The following is a 19,158-nucleotide window of genomic DNA, read 5'->3' as shown; positions in this document are numbered from 1 at the left end:
AAGTCTGGGGGCAGGAGCAAGGGCGCGGAAGGGTGGTGCTGCTTCCGCGCCCTCGCCTGCGGGTGATGCTAGGTGGTGCCGATCAGCCGTTCTTCACGTTGAGGAGAGCGTCGATCTTGGTGTCGTACTGCTGGGCGAGGCCCTTCAGGTCGGACGAGTCGCGGATCTTGGAGAAGAACTCCTCCATCACGTTGGCCGCCTCGACCGAAGCCCAGCCCGGCGCCGCCGGGGTCAGCTTCGAGTTGGAGGCCGACTCGATGAGCGCCTTCGCGAACTGGTCGTTGCCGAGCGAGGACATGTAGTCCGAGTTCGCCGGGCCCAGGCCGTTCTTGCCGAGCATCTCCTGGTACTGCTTGCTGAAGATGATCTTCAGCAGCGTCTTGGACAGGCCCGGGTTCTTGGACTTGGCCGAGATGCCGATGTTGGAGCCGCCGGCGAAGACCGGAGCCGGCTTGCCGTTGTTGCCCGGCAGCACGTACGTGCCGAAGGTGTTGTCGTTCCAGGTGCGCACGGCCTTGCCGTTCTGGGTGGACAGGTCGCCGATCGACCAGTGCGCCCAGCCCGGAGCCATGATGGTGGCGGCGGCCAGCGAGGTGTCACCGGTCTTGTTGCCGTTGGCGTCCACCGTCTGGTCGGTGTCGTTCAGGTAGATGTACTGGTTCGAGTCCTTGGCGTCGTTCGGCGCCTTGGACGCGTTCTTGTAGATGCCCTGAAGCTGCTGGAGGCCCTTCAGCGAGTTCGCCGAGTCGAGCGTGGCGACCCACTTGGAGCCTTCCTTCTTGGCGATGTCACCGCCGTTCGCGAAGATCCAGGAGATGCCGTCGCGCCAGTCCTGACCGCCGAGGAAGAAGCCGGAGAAGTTCGGGATCCCCTTCGGGTTCTTCGCCGTGATGTCGGCGACGGTGCTGTTGAACTGGTCGAGCGTGGTCGGCACCGAGGCGCCGGCCGCGCTGTAGACGTCCTTGCGGTAGAACATGTAGCGCGAGCCGAAGTAGTACGGCAGCGTGTAGTTCTTGCCGTCCACCTTGCCGGCCTCGACGAAGGACGGGAGCAGCTTGCTCCCGCCGAGCTCCTGGTACATGTCGGAGACGTCGAGGAAGGCGCCGACGTTGGTGAAGGTCGGGGACTGGGTGTTGCCCATCTCCGTCACGTCCGGCGTGTTGTTGGCGTCCGGCAGCGAGGTGGTGAGCTTGGTGACGATGTCTCCCCAGTCCTGCTGCTCGATCTTGAGCGTCGCCCCGGTCTCCTTGTTGAACTCGGTCTTCAGGTAGTTGCGCAGCGCGTCCGGGGTGTCGGAGCCGACGAGCCACAGGGTGACCGTCTTGCCCTTCCCATCGGTGCTCGGAGCCTGGGCTCCGCCAGAGGCGCATCCGGCGAGCACGAGAGCGGAAGCCGTAGCCACAGCGGCGAGGCCGACGAGCTTTCTCTTCATTGCTGTTCCCTTCATTCGTTCGGGCTTTCTTGAGTGGGTCAGTGTGTGCGGTCGCATCACACCGTCGGTGCAGGGGTCGTGGAGTGCACGGTGCTGTGTTACGAGACCCCGAGTTGTCCGGAGAGGACGAGTACGGCCGCGCCGCGCAGGACGATGTCCTGCCCCTGCGTGGTCATCCGGACCGCGAGGTCGGCGTGGTTCTCCGCCATCGTCCGGTTCCGGAGCGTGTGGATGGTCGCCTCGGCGAGGGGGCCATCGAGCAGATCGGTCGGGCCGCTCAGCACGAGCTCCGACAGGTTGAGGGCGCCGACGACCGGCGCCAGGGAGATGCCGAGCCGCTGGCCCGCCTCCCGGAGGACAGGGGTGGCGTCGCGGCCTGCGGCCTCGGCCTCCCGGATGCCGCGCCGGAGCTGCGGCACGCTGAGCCAGTGCTCGAGCACCTGCTCGCGGGTGTAGGTCGCGTCCAGTCCGAGGTCGGTGCCGACCATGACCTGGCCGATCTCGCCCGCGGCGAAGTGGCTGCCGTAGACGAGCGTGCCGGCGATGATGAGGCCGGCGCCGATGCCGTGACCGACGCGGATGAGCATCATGTCGCCGGTCGCGCCCCCGTAGCTGTGCTCGGCGAGCACTGCGGCGTTGGCGTCGTTCGCGACGACGACGGGGAGGCCGGTCAGCGTGTGGAGGTCGTCCTGCAGCCGCACGTCCGTCCAGCCGAGGTTGGGTGCGGTGAGGATGGTGCCGGACAGGTCGACGACGCCCGGCGAGCCGACGCCGATCCCCAGGATCGGGGCGGTGGCGGCGCCGACGAGCCGCAGGACGAGCGCGCGGACCTTGGCGACAGCGGCCTCGCCGGTGGCGGGCTCCCCTGTCGCTGACTCCCCTGTTGCCGACTCCCCGGCGCCGTCTTCGAGCGGAACCTCCGCCGTGGCGAGCAGTGCGCCGTCGAGGTCCATGACCGCGCCGCGGAAGCGGTCGTGGTCGCTGAGGTCGACGCCGATGATCTGGTGAGCTGTGCGGTTGATGTCCAGGAGGACCGCGGGCTTGCCCGGGCGTGCGGACTCCCGCTGCCCAAGCTCCACCACGAGGCCTTCGGCCAGCAGCTCGGCGACGAGGTCGGAGACTGTGACGCGGGTCAGGCCGGTGTCGCGGGCGAGGTCGGCCCGGCTACGCTGCCCGGAGCGGTAGAGCGTCTGGAGCACGAGCGAGCGGTTGTGGCTGCGGGCGTGCTCCGGGAGGACCTTGGAGCGCGGACGAAGCGCCCTGCCGGGGCCGAGGCCTCCAGCGCTTCCGAGCACATCCGTCGTGGTCATGTTTGTTAGTAAAGCTTACGAACAAAAGAAATGCAAGCAGCGAGACGAACTCGTTACACGGAAACGGGCCGGCTTCGCCGTGAAGGCGAGGCCGGCCCGTCTGCTGATGCCGCTAAGAATGTATGTTGGCGCAGTTCAAGGTGGTCGATCCGTCTTTGATCGACTCCGGTCCTCCCAACAGCGTGACAGAGGCAGTGCCGAGCGACCCCTGACTGTCGAAGGTCGAGTCGTACTGGCACCATTTCCTGATCACGAAGAGCGGCACACCCTCTGCGCCGGCCAGGGCGGAACCCACGAGCGCGTCGGGAAAGTTCTCTCCCGACGCGACGTAGGCCCGCGGGGCGGTGCCCCAGGTCGAGGCGATGGCGGCGGATGTGGCGAACCGGTCGTCACCCGCGATGCGCGTCACCGTGCCCGCGAGCTTCTCCGCGCCACGGAGGACGCGGTCGGAGACCACCGCCGTACCGCCGACAACGGTGATGCTGCTGGGGGCGAGTCGCTCAACCAGGGCCGTGGATGCGGCGTCCAGGCCCGCGGTATTCCCCTCGACCAGCAGCACTGGTGCCCCGGCCTTGGCCGCGGCCGCCCCTGCCGAGAGGGCGTCCGCGTAACCGCGTCCAGTGGCGATGAAGACCGCTGGCGCCGTTTCCGGGAACGCGGCCTCCGCCAAGGCGCGGGAGGTCTCGTACCGGTTGGCACCCGCGACCCTCACCACGTCCGCCACGAGCGCGCGCGCTGCGTTCTCGACGCGGTCACCGATCGCCGCGGTGCCGCCGACCAGTACGACCCGCCCCGGCTGGAGCCGCTGGATCTCGGCGCCGACCTCAGCGGGAAGCTCGTTCCGCCCGGTCAGCAGCAGCGAACCACCCTCCTTCGCCACGATCGGGCCCGCGGAGAGCGCATCGGGGAAATCGACCCCGCTCGCCAGGTAGACGACGGGGACCGTCCCGGGATGCGCGTGCTGCGACGCCGCGACCGCCGTTCCGAACCGGTCCGCGCCCGCAAGTCGTCCCTCCACGTTTCCTCCCGGCGGGGCGGAGACTGTTTCGGCAGTGGCGGGAGCCCCCAGGGCCAGGGCGGCCGTCACCGCGATGGCCGCCCCGATCTGTGCGTGTCGTGTCGATTTCATCTTCCGATCCTTTCGGCTTGGCCGCGCTCAGGCGCAGACTCGTACGGCAGCGGCACCGGCGGTCAGCGCTGCTGTGCCGCCGATCAGTGTCAGTCGGCTGGCGCCCAGCCGATCCATCTCGCTCACGACCTCTCGGTTCACGCAGTCGCCGGGCGAGAGGAACACGGGCGAATGCGAGCGACCGGCCAGCGGTGCGACGACGAGGCCGTCCGGGAAGTTCAGCCCGTTGACGACGAAGACCTGCTCCGTCGCAGCGGAGAAGAGACTCTTCGACACAGCCACGGCTGTCTGGAACCGGTCGGCTCCGGCCACTCGAATCGTGTCCGCCACCGATGCCTTCAGCGCGGCTATCGTGTGGTCCGACACCACAGCGGTGCCGCCGACGACACGGATCGCGGTGGCCTTCAGCGCCTTGGCCTGACTCGCCGCCGGCGCGTCCGCCGCACTCGAGCCCGAGCCGACCAGGATCAGCGGCGCTCCAGCCTCGGCCGCAGCGGCCCCGGCAGAGAGCGCGTCCGGGAACGCATCGCCCGACGCGATCAACGCCATCGATGCGCTCGGGAACGCGTACGAAGCGAGCTTCCGCGACGTCTCGTAGCGATCCGCGCCGGACACCCGCACTACGGTTCCCGCCAGACCCTTCAAGGAGGTCACGACCTGGTCGGCGACCGTCGCCGGGCCGCCGACCACAACGATCGTTCCGGGCTTGAGCCGTGCGATCTCCGAGGCCGTCGTGGCCGGCAAAACCCCACCTTGTGTCAGGAGCAACGGGCCGCCGAGCCGGGCGGCCGCCGGCCCTGCGGCCAAGGCGTCGGGAAACGACTCACCGCTCGCCACGACCACTGTGGGGGCGGTGGTCGGGAAGCCCGATCGCGACACCGCGGCCGCCGATTCGTACCTGTCGCCGCCCTGGATGCGAGCAGAGCCCACGGCGCCGTTCGAGGTCACCGCCCGGCAGTCGCCCACCTGGGTGTAGTTGCTGCGAGGGTGGTTCAGCGCCGTCAGGCAGACCACATGCGATCCGGCTGAAGCACCTACCGTGACGTCGAAACCACGGCTGGCGCGGTTCGACAGCCCGTACGCCGCGTCAACGTCCGCTCGATAGACATCGGTGGCACGTTGAAGCACGGTCGCTCCGTCGATGCTGATCCGCAGGGTCGCCGCATGGAAGTCGTCGGGGTCGAAGGTCCACCCGGTCACGCGCAGCTTTCCTGCAAGGGGCACCGTCACGGAGTCGATGCGACCGACCGGCGTGAAGTCTCTGGCGAGGTACCGGAGCCCGTTGAGGTCGCCCGATCGGAACGTCAGCGGGGTCTGGACTATCGAGTGCATCAGCTGACGGTTCCCCTCGAACGGCTCGTCGTAATGCAGGAGCCCCAGGGCGTGGCTGAGTTCGTGCGAGACCACGTGATGCTTGTACGCCGCCGAGTTCGCGTCGAGGACCGGTGGGGCCCACACCTTGCCGGCCGCAACGAGCTTGGTCTCATCAGCACGCTTATCCATGTACGTGGTGGCGCACCCCAAGACCGCGGCCCCACTGCAGGGCGTCTTGGATGTCGCGTAGAAGACGATCTCGTGCGCGCCGGGCGCGGTGGCGTCATCTGCTACCGAGACCTGTCCTGGCGCGATCGTCAGGTCGGCGACTCCGGCCCTCCGAAGTTCATCCGCGACGGCCTGCAGCGTGGGACGATACTGCTCCACCCGCGGCGACGACGCGAGCTTGACGGTGAACCTGAAGGCGTTGACGGCAGCATCGGTGTTGAAGCCCGAGGGGGCCGACAGTCCCGTCGGCGGGCTCTCGATGAGCTCGCCCGTTTGGAAGTCGAAGGTGAGATGATCCTCCTCGCCGAATGAGTCGACGGCCGCCGACGGCGGAGCCCCGATCTCCGGCGGCACGTCCTGGCCGTTCGCATCAGCCGTAGCGGCGGTCGTCGGAAGGACGCCGACGCAGACCGAGGCGGCCGCGAGCAGCACCCCGATTCGCCATCGCGTGATGTGGGCCATTCTTCGTTCTCCTTCTGGGCGTTTGGACCTGTGGCATAAAAACCCTATGCCTGCACAATGTCAGTTGTAAATGCTTGCTTTTAAACGTTTCGCAACTGCCCGCCCGGAGTCGGTACACTCCTGCTCGTGAACACCCCATCCCCCACTCCCGCCACCCGCACCCCCTTCGCCCTGACCGGCTCCCGCGCCCTGGTCACCGCCGCCAGCCGCGGCCTCGGCCGGGAGATCGCCCTCGAGCTCGCCGGCCAGGGCGCCGACGTCGTCCTCGGCGTGCGCGACCCCGACGGCTCGGCGGAGCTGGTGGCAGAGCTCGCGGCCTTCGGCGTGACGGCGCGGGCGACCCGGATGGACGTGCTCGACCTGGCGGCCTGCCGCGCCGCCATCGACGAGGTCACCGCCGAGCTCGGCCCGATCGACATCCTCGTGAACAACGCGGGCGGCGGGATCAACGCGCCCGCGATCGACGTCACCGAGGAGGACTTCGAGCGCGTCTGGCAGCTCAACACCCGGTCCACGTTCTTCCTCGCGCAGCACGTCGCGAAGAGCATGCGGGCGAACGGCGGCGGCGCGATCGTGAACGTGGCGTCGCAGGCCGGGCTGGTCGCCCTCCCCCTCGAGTCGTCCTACTGCACGGCCAAGGCCGCGGTGGTGCACCTCACCCGCTGCCTCGCGGTCGAGTGGGGCGGGTACGGCATCCGCGTGAACGCCGTGGCGCCGACCTTCATCGAGACGGACGGCACCGCCGACGCCCTCTCCGACGACGCATTCCGCGCCGACACGATCGAGCGCATCGCGGCCCTGCACCGGATCGGGGTGCCGCGGGAGGTGTCGGGCGCGGTCGCGTTCCTGGCGTCGCCGGCGGCGTCGCTCATCACCGGACAGACCCTCGCGATCGACGGCGGCTGGACCGTGCGCTGAGCACCATCCCCGTTAAACATTCGTGCCGAATGTCGCCTCCAGCACCGCCGGAGTCGACATTCGGCACGAATGAAGGGCAGAGCGTTACGCCATGCGCGTCTTCAGGTTCTCGCTGATCGCGTCGAGGAACTGCTCCGTCGTCAGGAACTCCTGCTCCGGGCCGACCAGGAGGGCGAGGTCCTTGGTCATCTTGCCCTGCTCGACCGTCTTCACCACGACGTCCTCGAGGGTGTGGGTGAAGTCGATCAGGTCCTGGTTGCCGTCGAGCTTGCCGCGGTGCGCGAGGCCGCGCGTCCAGGCGAAGATCGAGGCGATCGGGTTGGTCGAGGTCGGCTTGCCCTGCTGGTACTGGCGGTAGTGGCGCGTCACCGTGCCGTGCGCGGCCTCCGCCTCGACGACCGAGCCGTCCGGAGTGGTGAGCACGGAGGTCATCAGGCCGAGCGAGCCGAAGCCCTGCGCGACGGTGTCGGACTGCACGTCGCCGTCGTAGTTCTTGCAGGCCCAGACGTAGCCGCCCTCCCACTTGAGGCTGGAGGCGACCATGTCGTCGATCAGGCGGTGCTCGTAGGTGAGGCCGGCCGCGTCGAACTTCTCCTTGTACTCGGTGTCGAAGACCTCCTGGAAGAGGTCCTTGAACCGGCCGTCGTAGGCCTTGAGGATGGTGTTCTTGGTCGACAGGTAGACCGGGTACTGGCGGTCGAGGCCGTAGTTGAACGACGCGCGCGCGAAGTCGCGGATGGAGTCGTCCTGGTTGTACATGCCCATTGCGACGCCGGAGCCCGGAGCCTGGTAGATCTCGAACGACTTGGCCTCGCCGCCGTCGGCGGGCTGGAAGCTCATGGTCAGCGTGCCGGGACCGTCGAAGGTGAAGTCGGTGGCGCGGTACTGGTCGCCGAAGGCGTGACGGCCGATGACGATCGGCTTGTTCCAGCCCGGGACGAGCCGCGGGATGTTGGAGATGATGATCGGCTCGCGGAACACGACGCCGCCGAGGATGTTGCGGATCGTGCCGTTCGGGCTCCGCCACATCTTCTTGAGGCCGAACTCCTCGACGCGGGCCTCGTCCGGGGTGATGGTCGCGCACTTGACGCCGACGCCGTGCTTCTGGATGGCGTGCGCCGCGTCGATCGTGATCTGGTCGTCGGTCTCGTCGCGCTTCTGGATGCCGAGGTCGTAGTACTCGAGGTTCACATCGAGGTACGGGTGGATCAGGGAGTCCTTGATCGCCTTCCAGATGATCCGCGTCATCTCGTCGCCGTCGAGCTCGACGACCGTTCCTTCAACCTTGATCTTGTCCACTGGTTCTCCTGAGGTCTGTGCCGTTTTTCAGCCGGAGACAGCTTACCCGAGTCAGGCAACTATCTTGACATCGAGACAGTTTTGTCAGCGGCCGGTCAGCCGCACCCCGCCGACTATGCGCGGGTCGCCTCGCACGTTACCCTTTCGTTATGGCTGAGTTGAGACTGGAAGAGTTGAGCGCGAAGACCGTCGTCGCGGCGAACGCGCTGTCGCTGAAGCCCGGCCAGGAGCAGTTCATCGCTCCGGTGTCGTACTCGGCCGCCGCCGCGGTCGCCGACCCCTCCACCTCGTGGCAGCGGGTCGTGCTCGACGGCGAGGACGTCGTCGGCTTCATCATGGGCGACTTCAACCCCTACGCCGAGCACGACGAGTTCAAGGCCATCCTCTGGCGCATCAACGTGGACGCCGACGACCAGGGCCGCGGCATCGGCACCTTCGCGGTCAAGGCGCTCGCCTCCGAGGCGCGCGACCGCGGCGTCGCGCGGCTCTACGTGATCTGGGAGTCCGGCGAGCTAGGCCCGGAGCAGTTCTTCCTGCGCACCGGCTTCGCGCCGGTCGGAGAGACGCAGTACGGCGAGACCATCGGTGCCCTCGACCTCTGAGCGGTCCGGGTCCGAGCCGGCGCCCGGCGACGACTTCGCCTCGCGCGTGCTCGCGGTCGTGGACAGCATCCCGCCCGGCCGGGTCATGACCTATGGGGACGTCGCCGCGGCGCTCGGATCGCGCGCCGCGCGGATGGTCGGCCAGGTCATGGCGTACTCCGGCGGCGAGGTGCCGTGGTGGCGCGTCGTACGCGCGAGCGGGCATCCTCCGGCGAACCACGAGCACATCGCGCTGGAGCACTACCGCGCCGAGGGGACGCCGCTGCTCGGCGGCGGGAGGTCGCCGTACCGGGTGGATCTGAGAGCCGCGCGGCACGACACACGCTGAGATCATCCTCCCGATCGATGCAAGTGCTCAGCTTCATGGTGTTGACTGGACGGGTCTGTCCATGTGAACCCGTCCAGGAGCGTCCGTGCCCCGTACCCGTCGACTCGGCCTCGCCGTCGCCGCCGTCCCCCTCGTCGCCGCCCTCTCCGGGTGCTCGGTCGTGGCGGCGTTCACCCCGCACGTCGATCCCTCGATCTACGACACGGCCAAGGATTTCGACGCGGCGGACACCACGCGCATCGGCTCGCCGTCGTTCGTTCCAGCCGACGCGACGCTGATCCGGGTCGACTACGACACGCAGAGCGGCGAGTCGATCATGACCTTCACCTCGCCGACGCTGCTCAAGAAGGATGTCTGCAAGCTGACGACCGTCGCCCCGCCCAAGCCGACCATCCAGGACAGCTGGTGGCCGATCTCGGGCATCCCCGCGAACGCGTCGTACTCGTGCCCGGGAGGCTGGAGCGCCTTCACCATCGCGGCACAGGTGTACGCGGTCCGGCCCGCCTCGGCCAGCACCGCCAAGTGACCGTCAGCGCCCGCTGACGGCCCGCGCCGGGTGACGGCCCGCGCCCGCTGACGGACCGCCGGTCAGGGCCTGCTGCCCTCGGCCACCTGAGCAGGGAGCACGAGCTCCACGATCGTCCCGAGGCCGGCGACCGACCGCACCTCGACGTGCCCGCCGACGGTCTCCACCCGGTCGCGCAGCCCCTCCAGGCCGCCGCCCGGCTCGATGCGCGCTCCCCCGCGGCCGTCGTCCTTCACGGTCACGGTCACCTCGTCTCCGTCGTCGTCACGGGCGACGAGCACCGCGCAGCTGCGGGCGCCGGCGTGCTTGGCGGCGTTCGCCAGGCACTCCGAGACGCAGTAGTAGATCGTCTCCTCGACCACGTCCGGCAGGCGCTCTGTCGGCTCGACGCGCACCTCGACCGGGATCGTGCTGCGCTGCGCGAGCTCCTCCAGCGCCGAGCGCAGGTCGCCGTCGGTCAGCACTGTCGGGTGGATGCCGCGCGCGAGCTCGCGGAGCTCCCTGAGCGCGTCGGCGAGCTGCGCCGACGCCTTCTCCAGGTCGCCGACGAGTTCGGTCTCTCCGGCGGCGCCGGCTTTCGTCGCGGCGATGCGGAGGCCGATGGCCAGCGACACGAGCTGCTGCTGCGAGCCGTCGTGCAGGTCGCGCTCCAGCCGCCGCCTGGCGAGGTAGCCCTCCTCGACGATGCGCAGGCGCGACTCGCGCAGCTCCTGGATGGTCTGCTCGAGCCGGCCGCGCAGCCGGTCGTTGTCCACGGAGAGCAGCAACGCGGACGACACGGCGTCCAGCAGCCGGTCGTCCTGACCGAGGGCCACGTCGTGCTCGATCAGGGCGATCGGGCCCTGATCGGAGTCGATCGCCATCGTCGACCGGCCGGGCCGCTCCGGCCTGTCGCCGTCCGGCACCGCGTCCCCGGCGCTCGTGCGGTACGCGCGACGGTGCTCGTCCCACCAGAACACCCGGAGCGAGTGGTCGTGCAGGGTGCGCGCGAGGCTGGACTCCCAGAGCGCCCTGTCCACCTTGTCGCGCGCGACGATGACCAGGTCGGCCACGCGCGACCGCAGCCCGCGCGCGTAGAAGACGCCGCCGACGAAGGACGGCGGGATGAGCGCGATCGCGATCGGCGGGACGAACTGCAGCCAGCCGCTGTCCCAGCCGAGGGCGAAGCTCACCGAGTCCTGCACCGTGCCGTAGCACCACAGCAGCAGCGCGAGCGGCATCACGAACGACACCCGCCTGGCCGGGAGGGAGCTCGTGACCCAGCGCACCGCCAGCCTCCCCGCGACGGTCAGCAGCAGCACCACGCCGACGATGCGCCACGCGACCCCGAGCCAGTAGTCCGCGTCCGGGCTCGGCAGGATCGCGTACGGGTTCGCCACGCAGCCGCAGTCGCCCGGCGCCGGCGACGAGAACAGCAGGATGCCGAGGAACCGCACCAGGAACGCGCCACTCAGGGTGTACGCCACGACTCGGTCGAAGCGCGACACCAGGTGGCCGCCCGGATACGTGAGCACCAGGATGCCGACCAGCACGGCCCACAGGTCGGTCACGCCCTCCACCAGCGGCCACAGCCAGCCGAGGTCGCGCGTGAGCGGGTACCAGGCGCCCGCCGCCCAGAAGAACGCGGCGCCCACCATCAGCCAGCCGGGCGCAGAGCTGCGGATCGCACGCCAGGCGATGACGGCGCAGACGACGTAGTCCAGCGCGACCGCGACGAACACGATGGCCCAGCCGACGCCCTGCGGCCGCGGGCCGTAGTCGCCGGTCAGCGCGCTGATCACCTGCGCCAGCACGTTGACGGCGATCGTCACCGTGACGGCGGCGGCCCGCACCCAGAGGCGCCCGGCCCCCATGATCGCCTCAGACGTCCCGGCCGAGGAAGCGCAGCACCGCGAGCACGCGCCGGTGGCCTTCGGTGGTCTCCTCGATGTCGAGCTTGGCCATGATGTGGCCGATGTGCGACTCGACGGTGCGGAGGCTGAGGTGCAGCGCCGCGGCGATGCCCGCGTTGGAGAGGCCCTCCGCCATCAGCCGGAGCACATCGACCTCCCGCGAGGACAGCGACTCGATCGCGGCCTCGGTCGAGCGCGCGGACACGAGCGCCTGCACGACCTCGGGGTCGACGACCGACCCTCCGGCCGCGACGGTGCGCACGGCGTTCACCAGCGCGTCGGCGTCGGCGACGCGGTCCTTCAGCAGATAGCCGGTGCCGCTGCCCGCGCTCATGGCGCGGATCGCGTACCCGGCCGTCGTGTACATCGAGAGCAGGAGGACGCCGACCTGCGACCCGGACGCGCGCAGCGTCTCGAGCGCGCGCAGGCCCTCGTCGGTGTGCGTCGGCGGCATCTTGATGTCGAGCACCACGGCGTCGACAGTGTCGTCGTCCGCGAGCACGTCGAGCGCCTGCTCGGCGGTGTCCACCGACGCCACGACCTCCACGCCGCCCGCGCGCAGGATCTGCCCGATCCCCTCGCGAAGCAGCACAGCGTCATCGGCGACTGCCACCCGGAGCGGACGGGAACCCGAGTTGTCTCCCCCGACCACGCGCTTACCTTAGCAGGCTGCGAATCGCCTCACCGGTCAGTTCCGCCTTGGTGATGAAACCGTCCGCCCCGCTGTCGGACACGCGCGTCCCGTAGTCGCGCAGCGACCGGCTCGACGTGAGCACGACCACGGCCCCGGTCTCGTGCATCGCGGTCACCAGGTCGAAGCCGTTGGCGTCGGGGAGGCCGACGTCCATCAGCACCACGTCGGGGGCGAGGGTGCGGCTGAGCTCGACCCCGCGGGCGCCGGTCTCGGCGTCTCCGACGACCCGGAAGCGTTCCAGCGTGAGGAGCTCGGCCGCCTGGGCCCGGAACCGTGGGTGGTCGTCCACGATCACAACACGGAGGCACATGCCTCGATTCTCTCCGGCGCCGCCGCGGGGTCGCATCCGTGCCAGCACGCATCGGCAAACGGGTGGCCCCCCGGATGCGGGCCGTGGGCCGGCGGCGGGAGTATATGAGTCAAGCTCACAAAGCCGGGACGCCCGCCGGCCGAGCCAGAGGAACCCGAGGAGAACGCGATGCCCGCCGCAACCCGAACCGCCTTCCCGAACGGCGCCGCCCGAACGGCAGCCGAGGCGGTCGCGGCGGACCTCGACGGCCTCCCGCTCGTCGTCCTCGACCTCGACCGCGCCCGCCGCCGGTACACCGCGCTCCGGGAGGCGTTCCCCTGGGTCGACGTGCTGTACGACGTCAGCGCGCTCGCGCACCCACGGCTGCTCGCGGCGCTCGCGGGCGCCGACGGCGGCTTCGCCGTGACCCACGACGAGGCACTCCCCGCGCTGCTCGCCGCCGGTGTCGGCGGCCGGCGCATCCTGCACGCGATGCCCGTCGCCCACCCGCACGGGTCGCGCGCGGCGTACGACGCCGGCGTCCGGCACTTCGTGGTCGACGGATCGCGCGCTGTGGAGGGCTTCGCGGGGGCGCCAGACGACCTGCGCGTCCTCCTCCGGCTGCGACCGGAGCTCGCGCCTCGCCCAGCGCACCGCGCGCTCGGCGGGATGACCCCGGAGGAGGCGGTGTCCGCAGCCTCGGCGGCGCGCGGGCTCGGCGTCCGGATCGCCGGGCTCTCCCTCACCCTCCCGGAGGACGGCAGCCCGGCCGAGTACGTTTCCGAGATCGTCCGGTCGGTCGGCGTCGCGGCCGACATCGAAGCGGCGACCGGATTCCGGCTGTGCATCCTCGACCTCGGCGGCGGCTTCCCCGGCCGCAGCGGCGAGCGCCCCGCCGAGCAGGCGGAGCTCGCCCGCGCGATCCGCGGCATCGTCGCCCCTGCGACCTCCGGCGTGACGGTCACTGCCGCGGCCGGGCGCGCGGTCACGGCGGGGTGCGTGGCCGTGGTCACGGACGAGAGCCGAAGCGACGTCGACCTCGCGACGGCCGGCGAGCTGATCGACGCGGGGGCGGAGGTCGTGGTGCTCGACACCGACTCCTCGCCGCACCGCCTCCCGCTGCTCCGCCTCCCGCTCCTGCGCGGCGGCGGCTCCGAGCACCGGATCGTCCGACGAGCACAACGCGGCTGATCCGCACAGACCTGGCCGGCGACGGGCCGCCAACCCAACCCGTATCCAACCCCTTGGCCCGTCCCGACCACGGCGACAAGCCCCGGATCCCTCACCGAGGGAGCCGGGGCTTGTCCGTCGTTCACCGCACCGAACTCAGACCAGCGAGTCCCGCCACGCGGCGTGGAGCTGGGCGAACCGGCCGGTGCCCGCGATGAGCTCGTCCGGCGAGCCGTCCTCGACCACGCGGCCGTGCTCCATGACGAGCACCCGGTCCGCGATCGCCACCGTCGACAGGCGGTGGGCGATGATCACGGCGGTGCGGTCGGAGAGCAGCGTCTGAAGCGCCTCCTGCACCAGGCGCTCGCTCGGGATGTCGAGCGAGCTGGTCGCCTCGTCCAGGATCAGCACCGCCGGGTTCGCCAGGAACGCCCGGGCGAACGAGATCAGCTGCCGCTGACCCGCGGACACCCGCCCGCCGCGCTTGTTCACGTCGGTGTCGTAGCCGTTCGGCAGGCCCGCGATGAACTCGTGGGCGCCGACCGCGATAGCGGCCTCCTCGATCTCATCGCGCGTCGCGTCCGGCTTGCCGAGCGCGATGTTCTCGGCGACCGAGCCGCTGAACAGGTACGCCTCCTGGGTGACCATGACGATCGCCCGGCGCAGGTCCTTCGGGTGCATGTCCCGCAGATCCACGCCGTCGAGCGTGACCTCGCCCTCGCTCGGGTCGTAGAACCGCGAGATCAGCTTGGCCAGCGTCGACTTGCCCGCCCCGGTGGAGCCGACGAGCGCGACGGTCTGCCCGGCCGGGATGTCCAGGCTGAACTCCGGCAGGATGACCCGGTCCCGCTTGTACGCGAAGGTCACGTCGTCGAAGCGCACGTGGCCCTCCGCCGTCCACAGGTCGGTCGGGCGCACCGGGTCGGGAACGCTCGGCGCCTCCTCCAGGACTCCCGAGATCTTCTCGAGCGCCGCAGCGGCCGACTGGTAGGAGTTGTAGAACATCGCCATCTCCTCCATCGGGTCGAAGAACCGGCGGGTGTAGAGCAGCGTCGCCAGCAGGACGCCGATCGCGAGCTGACCGTCCGCGACCCGGAAGCCGCCGACGAGCAGCACGGCGCCGACCGTGACGTTGCCGATCATCACGAGCCCCGGATCGAAGATCCCGAACAGCTGGATGACGCGCGCGTTGACGTCGCGGTAGTCCTCGACCAGGCCGCCGAACTCCTTCTCGTTGCGCTTCTCCTTGCGGAACGCCTTGACGGCGCGGATGCCGGTCATGGTCTCCACGAAGTGCACGATCAGCTTCGCCGACGCCACCCGCGAGATGCGGAACAGCACCTGCGAACGCTTCTGGAACCAGCGGGTCAGGAAGTACAGCGGCACCAGGGAGCACAGCAGCACGACGCCGCTCACCCAGTCGAGCCAGAACAGCGCGATCGCGATGAACAGCATGTACAGGAAGCCCTGCACGAGCTGGTTGATGCCCGAGTCCAGCAGCTCCCGGATCGAGTCCAGGTCGCTCGTCTGCCGCGAGATGATGCGGCCGGACGTGTACGACTCGTGGAACTCCAGCGAGAGCCTCTGGGTGTGCAGGAACACCCGCTTGCGCAGGTCGATCAGGATCGCCTGGCTGATCCGCGCGCTCAGCACCGTGTACCAGGCGATCAGCACGGCGCCGATGACGCCCGTGACCAGGTACGCGAGGCCGGCTGCGGCGACCGGGAGCCAGTTCTGGTTCTGCAGCGCCTTGAGGCCGTTGTCGATGCCGAACGCGATGATCGCCGGTCCGGCGACCTGGCCGGCCGTGCTGATCACGACGACGATCGCGGTCAGCACCAGCCGCGTGCGCATCGGGTGCAGCAGCGAGCCGAGCAGGCGGAGCGAGCGCCGGCGGATCTGCCGGCTCTCCTCCTTGTTGAGGTCGTTGCGCTCTTCGCCTTCGACGCCCAGTACAGTCGCGGTGCTCACAGGTTCACCTCCTGAAGGATCTCCTCGTCGCGGTCCTCTTCGAGGGAGGAGAGGACGAAACGGTAGTGCTCGTTGCTCACGAGCAGGTCGTGGTGGGTGCCGACGGCCGTGATCCGGCCGTCTTCCAGCAGCGCCACCCGGTCGGCGAGCATGACCGTCGACGGACGGTGCGCGACGACCAGCGCTGTCGTGGCGGCGAGCACCCGGCGGAGGGCGGCCTCCACCAGAGCCTCGGTGTCGACGTCGAGCGCGGACAGCGGGTCGTCCAGCACCAGGATGCTGGGCGCCGCGGCCACGGCCCGCGCGAGCGCCAGACGCTGACGCTGGCCGCCGGAGAGGCTGAGGCCCTCCTCGCCGACCTTCGTCTCCACGCCCTCCGGGAGCTCGTAGACGAAGCCGGCCTGCGCGATCTCCAGCGCCTCGGTCAGGATGCGCTCCGCCTCGGCCGAGGCCGGGTCGAGCCCGTCGCGGCCGAGCAGCACGTTGTCGCGCACGGAGGCCGAGAACAGGGTCGCGTCCTCGAACGCCATCGCGATCGCCTTGCGCAGGTCGTAGCGGGTGAGGTCGCGCACGTCCACGCCGTCCACCTTCACCGCTCCGCCTGTCACGTCGTACAGGCGGGTGGTGAGCGCGGTCAGCGTCGACTTGCCGCTGCCGGTCAGGCCGACCAGGGCCATCGTCTCCCCCGGACGCACCGTGAGCTCGATGCCGTTCAGGAGGTCGGGGTAGCGCTCCGGCGAGTCCTGGTAGCGGAAGTGCACGTCGTCGAAGACGAGCTCTCCCCGGGGCTCGGCGATGCGCTTCGGCTCGGCCGGGTCGGTGATCGTGTTGACCTCGTCCATGACCTCGAAGAAGCGGTCGGCCGCGGTGCGCGTGTCGAACGTCATCGAGAGCAGGAAGCCGATCGACTCGATCGGGAACCGCAGCACGGTCGCCGTCGCGAAGAACGCGACCAGCTCGCCCACGGTCAGCTCGCCCTGCGCGGCCAGCCACACGCCGACCACCAGGCAGATGCCGAACGCGACGTCCGGGATGAGCAGTAGCCACAGCCAGATGCCCGCGATGGCCTTCGCCTTCTCGATCTCCGTGCCGCGCAGCGCCTCGGCCTGCGACTCGAACTTCTTCAGCGCGTGCTTGCCGCGGCCGAACGCCTTGAGGACGCGGATGCCGTGCACCGACTCCTCGACGGCGGTCGCCAGGTCGCCGGCCTGGTCCTGGCTGCGGCGCGCGACGACCGAGTACTTCTTCTCGAAGACGAAGCCGTAGATCCACAGCGGCACGGACAGCACCAGGAAGATCAGGCCGAGGATCCAGTTCCAGCCGATCAGGATGGCGAAGCCGACGATGATCGTGACGATGTTGACGACGAGCAGCACGATGCCGAACGACAGCCAGCGCCGGATGAGGCTGAGGTCGCTGACGGCACGCGAGAGCAGCTGACCGCTCGGCCACTTGTCGTGGAACGAGACGGGCAGGTCCTCCAGCTTCTCGTAGAGGGCGTTGCGCATCCGCGCCTCGACGTGGGTGCCCGGGGTGAGCACGAACCAGCGTCGCAGCGAGATGAACACGGCCTCTGCCGCGCCCAGCCCGACGACGAGCAGCGCCGCAGGCCACACGGCCGACGGGTCGCCCGTGGAGAGCGGACCGTCGACCAGCCAGCGGAGCACCTGCGGGATGCTCAGCGCGACCAGGCTCGCCAGGAGCGCGGCGACCATGCCGAGCAGGATGCGGGGCGCCGCGGACGTGGCGAACGGCAGGATGCGGAGCAGCGTGCGGACGGTCCCCGAGCGCTTCTTCTCTTCTGTTTGCGGAGGGTGCTGATGGGTTTCAGCGATAGACATGAGTTCCGTTTTCTCTTCGTGCGTTTCTTGTCTTCGTGGTTGGGTGCGGGGTCGGTCCGACCCGATGCGGCGTGCTGAGAGGTCGCCAAAGGATGCGTCGACGAGAGCGTGACGTGCCAGGGCTACGGATGCCCTGTGCGGGTGCCGGCGACAGTCAGCCGGAAGCGCGTACCTGCCTGGGACCTACCAGGCGGGGGCCGGCTCCGGGGACGCGTACGCGGCGGCGACGAGCCCGAACACGGTCACGGTTCGTGTGTTCTCAGTCGTTGTCATGGCGTCCTCCCAGTAGCCCGATGCGTCTTCCGAATGCTGCGACAAGGCAGCCCTACAGAATATTCCCAGGATCCCTCAGAGCGCAAGAAGTTTTTTCATTCGACACACGAGGATTCGTGACGAATGTCGCGAATCGCGGCGCTATTGCCGCGATTCGTGACGAATGTCGGGCCTTAGCGGATGCGGATCGAGAGGCAGGTGACGCAGCCCTCGAGCTTCTCGAACTCCGAGATGTCGACCTGGATCACCGTGTAGCCGAGGTCCTCCACCAGCGCGACCGAGCCGGGCGCCGACGAGGACATCAGCACGGTCTCGTCGTCCAGGACGACGACGGCGGTGCCGTGCGCCTCCGGGACCGGCAGGAACCGCTCGAAGATCCGCGCGTCGTCCACGAGCGGCTCGAAGCCGATCACGGTGCCGTCAGGGAGGGCGGTGACGGCGGTCTTCAGGTGCAGCGCCTTGGTGACCGGCACCGCCACGACGGTGTAGCCGAGCGGGGCGACGAGCGCGCGGAGCTGGCGGATGCCCTCCGCGTTGGTACGGCCGCCGCGGCCGACGTAGACGGTGTCGCCGACCTTGAGGACGTCGCCGCCGTCGAGGGTGCCCGGCTCCTCAATACGCAGCAGGCGGAGGCCCTGCGCGCGCAGCGCGGCCTCGGTGCCGGCGATCTCGGGCTTGCGCGAGTCCGCGCCGGGGCGCGTGATGACGGCGGTGTCGCCGAAGACCACGGCCGTGTCCTCCACGAACACGGAGTCGGCGAGCTGGTCGGCGCTGGCGACCTCCACGGTCTGCCAGCCGGCGGCGGAGAGCGCGGCGACGTAGGCGTCCCACTGGGAGTCGGCGACCTCGCTGTCGACGGCCTCGCGGTCGATGTGGGTGACGAGGCCCTCGCTGAGGTCGCCTGCGGGGATGCGCACGAGCGCGATCTTGCGGGAGACCGGGCCGGCCTGCGACTCGATGGCGCCGAACACGGCGTAGCCGGCGGTCGGGAACGCGATGGAGACCGCGAGCCAGAACGGGAGGTTGATCGAGATGAAGGACTGAGCGATCTGGCCCCACGCCGTCCCGTTGATCGGGGCGTTGAGCGTCGAGAACAGGATGAGCATCCCGATCACCGTGCTCACGACCGCGACCAGGATGCCCGCGACGACGGCGATCCAGCGGCGGTCCATGCTTCCGAGGAGCGCCGCCACTGCCGAGAGGACGAACGCGGTGAGCGTCGGCCAGACCACGTATGTCGTGATGCTCCCCAGCACCTGCGTGTTGAGCTGGTTCGCGACGAGCAGCACGACGGTGCTCGCGACGAGGCCGATGGCGGCCACGGCGACAGCGGACACGAGGGAGGCGACGAGCCGGCGGGCCCAGGAGGAAGTCATGGGACAAAAGCCTATCCGACCGCTCCCTATGGGAATGCTGGCATACGTCGACGCAGAGCGTCCCGCTATCGGCCGCAGCGGCCGATAGCGGGACGCGGGAACGA

General features: G+C 69.7%; 16 protein-coding genes. 5 read left to right on the top strand and 11 right to left on the bottom strand.

The window, feature by feature from the left end:
• Positions 1-82: 82 nt before the first annotated feature.
• The 4 genes from ACFQ9V_RS13875 to ACFQ9V_RS13860 form a co-directional block, all read right to left on the bottom strand.
• Positions 83-1,432 (bottom strand): extracellular solute-binding protein, encoded by a 1,350-nt coding sequence (locus ACFQ9V_RS13875; RefSeq protein WP_382459714.1) that lies wholly within the window; start codon positions 1,430-1,432, stop codon positions 83-85.
• A gap of 98 nt (positions 1,433-1,530) precedes the next feature.
• The gene (locus tag ACFQ9V_RS13870) at positions 1,531-2,742 is read right to left on the bottom strand and encodes an ROK family protein (RefSeq protein WP_382459713.1); all 1,212 of its coding nucleotides are present in this window, start codon (positions 2,740-2,742) and stop codon (positions 1,531-1,533) included.
• Positions 2,743-2,854: 112 nt separating this feature from the next.
• Positions 2,855-3,871 (bottom strand): cell wall-binding repeat-containing protein, encoded by a 1,017-nt coding sequence (locus ACFQ9V_RS13865; protein WP_382459712.1) that lies wholly within the window; start codon positions 3,869-3,871, stop codon positions 2,855-2,857.
• A gap of 27 nt (positions 3,872-3,898) precedes the next feature.
• The gene (locus ACFQ9V_RS13860) at positions 3,899-5,875 is read right to left on the bottom strand and encodes a cell wall-binding repeat-containing protein (RefSeq protein WP_382459711.1); all 1,977 of its coding nucleotides are present in this window, start codon (positions 5,873-5,875) and stop codon (positions 3,899-3,901) included.
• A 126-nt stretch (positions 5,876-6,001) separates the two neighbouring features.
• Here ACFQ9V_RS13860 and ACFQ9V_RS13855 point away from each other — a divergent pair, with 126 nt between their 5' ends.
• Positions 6,002-6,793 carry an SDR family NAD(P)-dependent oxidoreductase gene (locus ACFQ9V_RS13855; protein WP_382459710.1) on the top strand — a complete coding sequence of 264 codons (792 nt, stop codon included), beginning with the start codon at positions 6,002-6,004 and terminating at the stop codon, positions 6,791-6,793.
• 84 nt (positions 6,794-6,877) lie between these two features.
• Here ACFQ9V_RS13855 and ACFQ9V_RS13850 read toward each other — a convergent pair whose 3' ends face one another.
• Positions 6,878-8,092 carry an NADP-dependent isocitrate dehydrogenase gene (locus ACFQ9V_RS13850; protein WP_382459709.1) on the bottom strand — a complete coding sequence of 405 codons (1,215 nt, stop codon included), beginning with the start codon at positions 8,090-8,092 and terminating at the stop codon, positions 6,878-6,880.
• Positions 8,093-8,241: 149 nt separating this feature from the next.
• Between ACFQ9V_RS13850 and ACFQ9V_RS13845 the strand changes: the two genes are divergently transcribed.
• From ACFQ9V_RS13845 to ACFQ9V_RS13835, 3 genes are all read left to right on the top strand, one after another.
• Positions 8,242-8,694, top strand: a complete 453-nt coding sequence (locus ACFQ9V_RS13845) for a GNAT family N-acetyltransferase (protein ID WP_382459708.1) — start codon at positions 8,242-8,244, stop codon at positions 8,692-8,694.
• Entirely contained in the window at positions 8,678-9,022 is a 345-nt protein-coding gene (locus ACFQ9V_RS13840) for an MGMT family protein (protein WP_382459707.1), read from the top strand. The genes ACFQ9V_RS13845 and ACFQ9V_RS13840 overlap by 17 nt, the downstream gene beginning before the upstream one ends.
• A gap of 85 nt (positions 9,023-9,107) precedes the next feature.
• Complete coding sequence (locus ACFQ9V_RS13835; protein WP_382459706.1) at positions 9,108-9,548, top strand: hypothetical protein; 441 nt, start codon at positions 9,108-9,110, stop codon at positions 9,546-9,548.
• A gap of 62 nt (positions 9,549-9,610) precedes the next feature.
• Here the strand turns inward: ACFQ9V_RS13835 and ACFQ9V_RS13830 are convergent, their stop codons facing one another.
• Genes ACFQ9V_RS13830 through ACFQ9V_RS13820 form a run of 3 tightly spaced genes read right to left on the bottom strand, consistent with a single transcriptional unit; the run spans position 9,611 to position 12,444 of the window.
• Positions 9,611-11,401 (bottom strand): sensor histidine kinase, encoded by a 1,791-nt coding sequence (locus ACFQ9V_RS13830; RefSeq protein ID WP_382459705.1) that lies wholly within the window; start codon positions 11,399-11,401, stop codon positions 9,611-9,613.
• Positions 11,402-11,408: 7 nt separating this feature from the next.
• Entirely contained in the window at positions 11,409-12,053 is a 645-nt protein-coding gene (locus tag ACFQ9V_RS13825; protein ID WP_382459704.1) for a LuxR C-terminal-related transcriptional regulator, read from the bottom strand.
• 43 nt (positions 12,054-12,096) lie between these two features.
• Positions 12,097-12,444, bottom strand: a complete 348-nt coding sequence (locus tag ACFQ9V_RS13820) for a response regulator transcription factor (RefSeq protein ID WP_382459703.1) — start codon at positions 12,442-12,444, stop codon at positions 12,097-12,099.
• A gap of 168 nt (positions 12,445-12,612) precedes the next feature.
• Between ACFQ9V_RS13820 and ACFQ9V_RS13815 the strand changes: the two genes are divergently transcribed.
• On the top strand, positions 12,613-13,614 hold the full coding sequence (locus tag ACFQ9V_RS13815) for a hypothetical protein (protein ID WP_382459702.1): 1,002 nt from the start codon (positions 12,613-12,615) through the stop codon (positions 13,612-13,614).
• Between the two features lie 135 nt (positions 13,615-13,749).
• On the opposite strand, the gene ACFQ9V_RS13810 is transcribed toward ACFQ9V_RS13815, so the two are convergent.
• From ACFQ9V_RS13810 to ddaH, 3 genes are all read right to left on the bottom strand, one after another.
• Positions 13,750-15,564 (bottom strand): ABC transporter ATP-binding protein, encoded by a 1,815-nt coding sequence (locus ACFQ9V_RS13810; RefSeq protein ID WP_382459701.1) that lies wholly within the window; start codon positions 15,562-15,564, stop codon positions 13,750-13,752.
• The gene (locus ACFQ9V_RS13805) at positions 15,561-17,405 is read right to left on the bottom strand and encodes an ABC transporter ATP-binding protein (RefSeq protein ID WP_382459700.1); all 1,845 of its coding nucleotides are present in this window, start codon (positions 17,403-17,405) and stop codon (positions 15,561-15,563) included. The genes ACFQ9V_RS13810 and ACFQ9V_RS13805 overlap by 4 nt, the downstream gene beginning before the upstream one ends.
• A 446-nt stretch (positions 17,406-17,851) precedes the next feature.
• A complete protein-coding gene (ddaH, locus tag ACFQ9V_RS13800) occupies positions 17,852-19,054 on the bottom strand; it encodes a dimethylargininase (RefSeq protein ID WP_382459699.1) in 1,203 nt (400 codons plus the stop codon).
• Between the last annotated feature and the right edge of the window lie 104 nt (positions 19,055-19,158).

This window comes from Leifsonia sp. NPDC056665 (assembly GCF_042791795.1).
In the GTDB taxonomy this organism is placed as follows: domain Bacteria; phylum Actinomycetota; class Actinomycetes; order Actinomycetales; family Microbacteriaceae; genus Leifsonia.
Note: the sequence above shows the minus strand (reverse complement) of the source record. Positions and strands in the feature narration are given on the sequence as shown.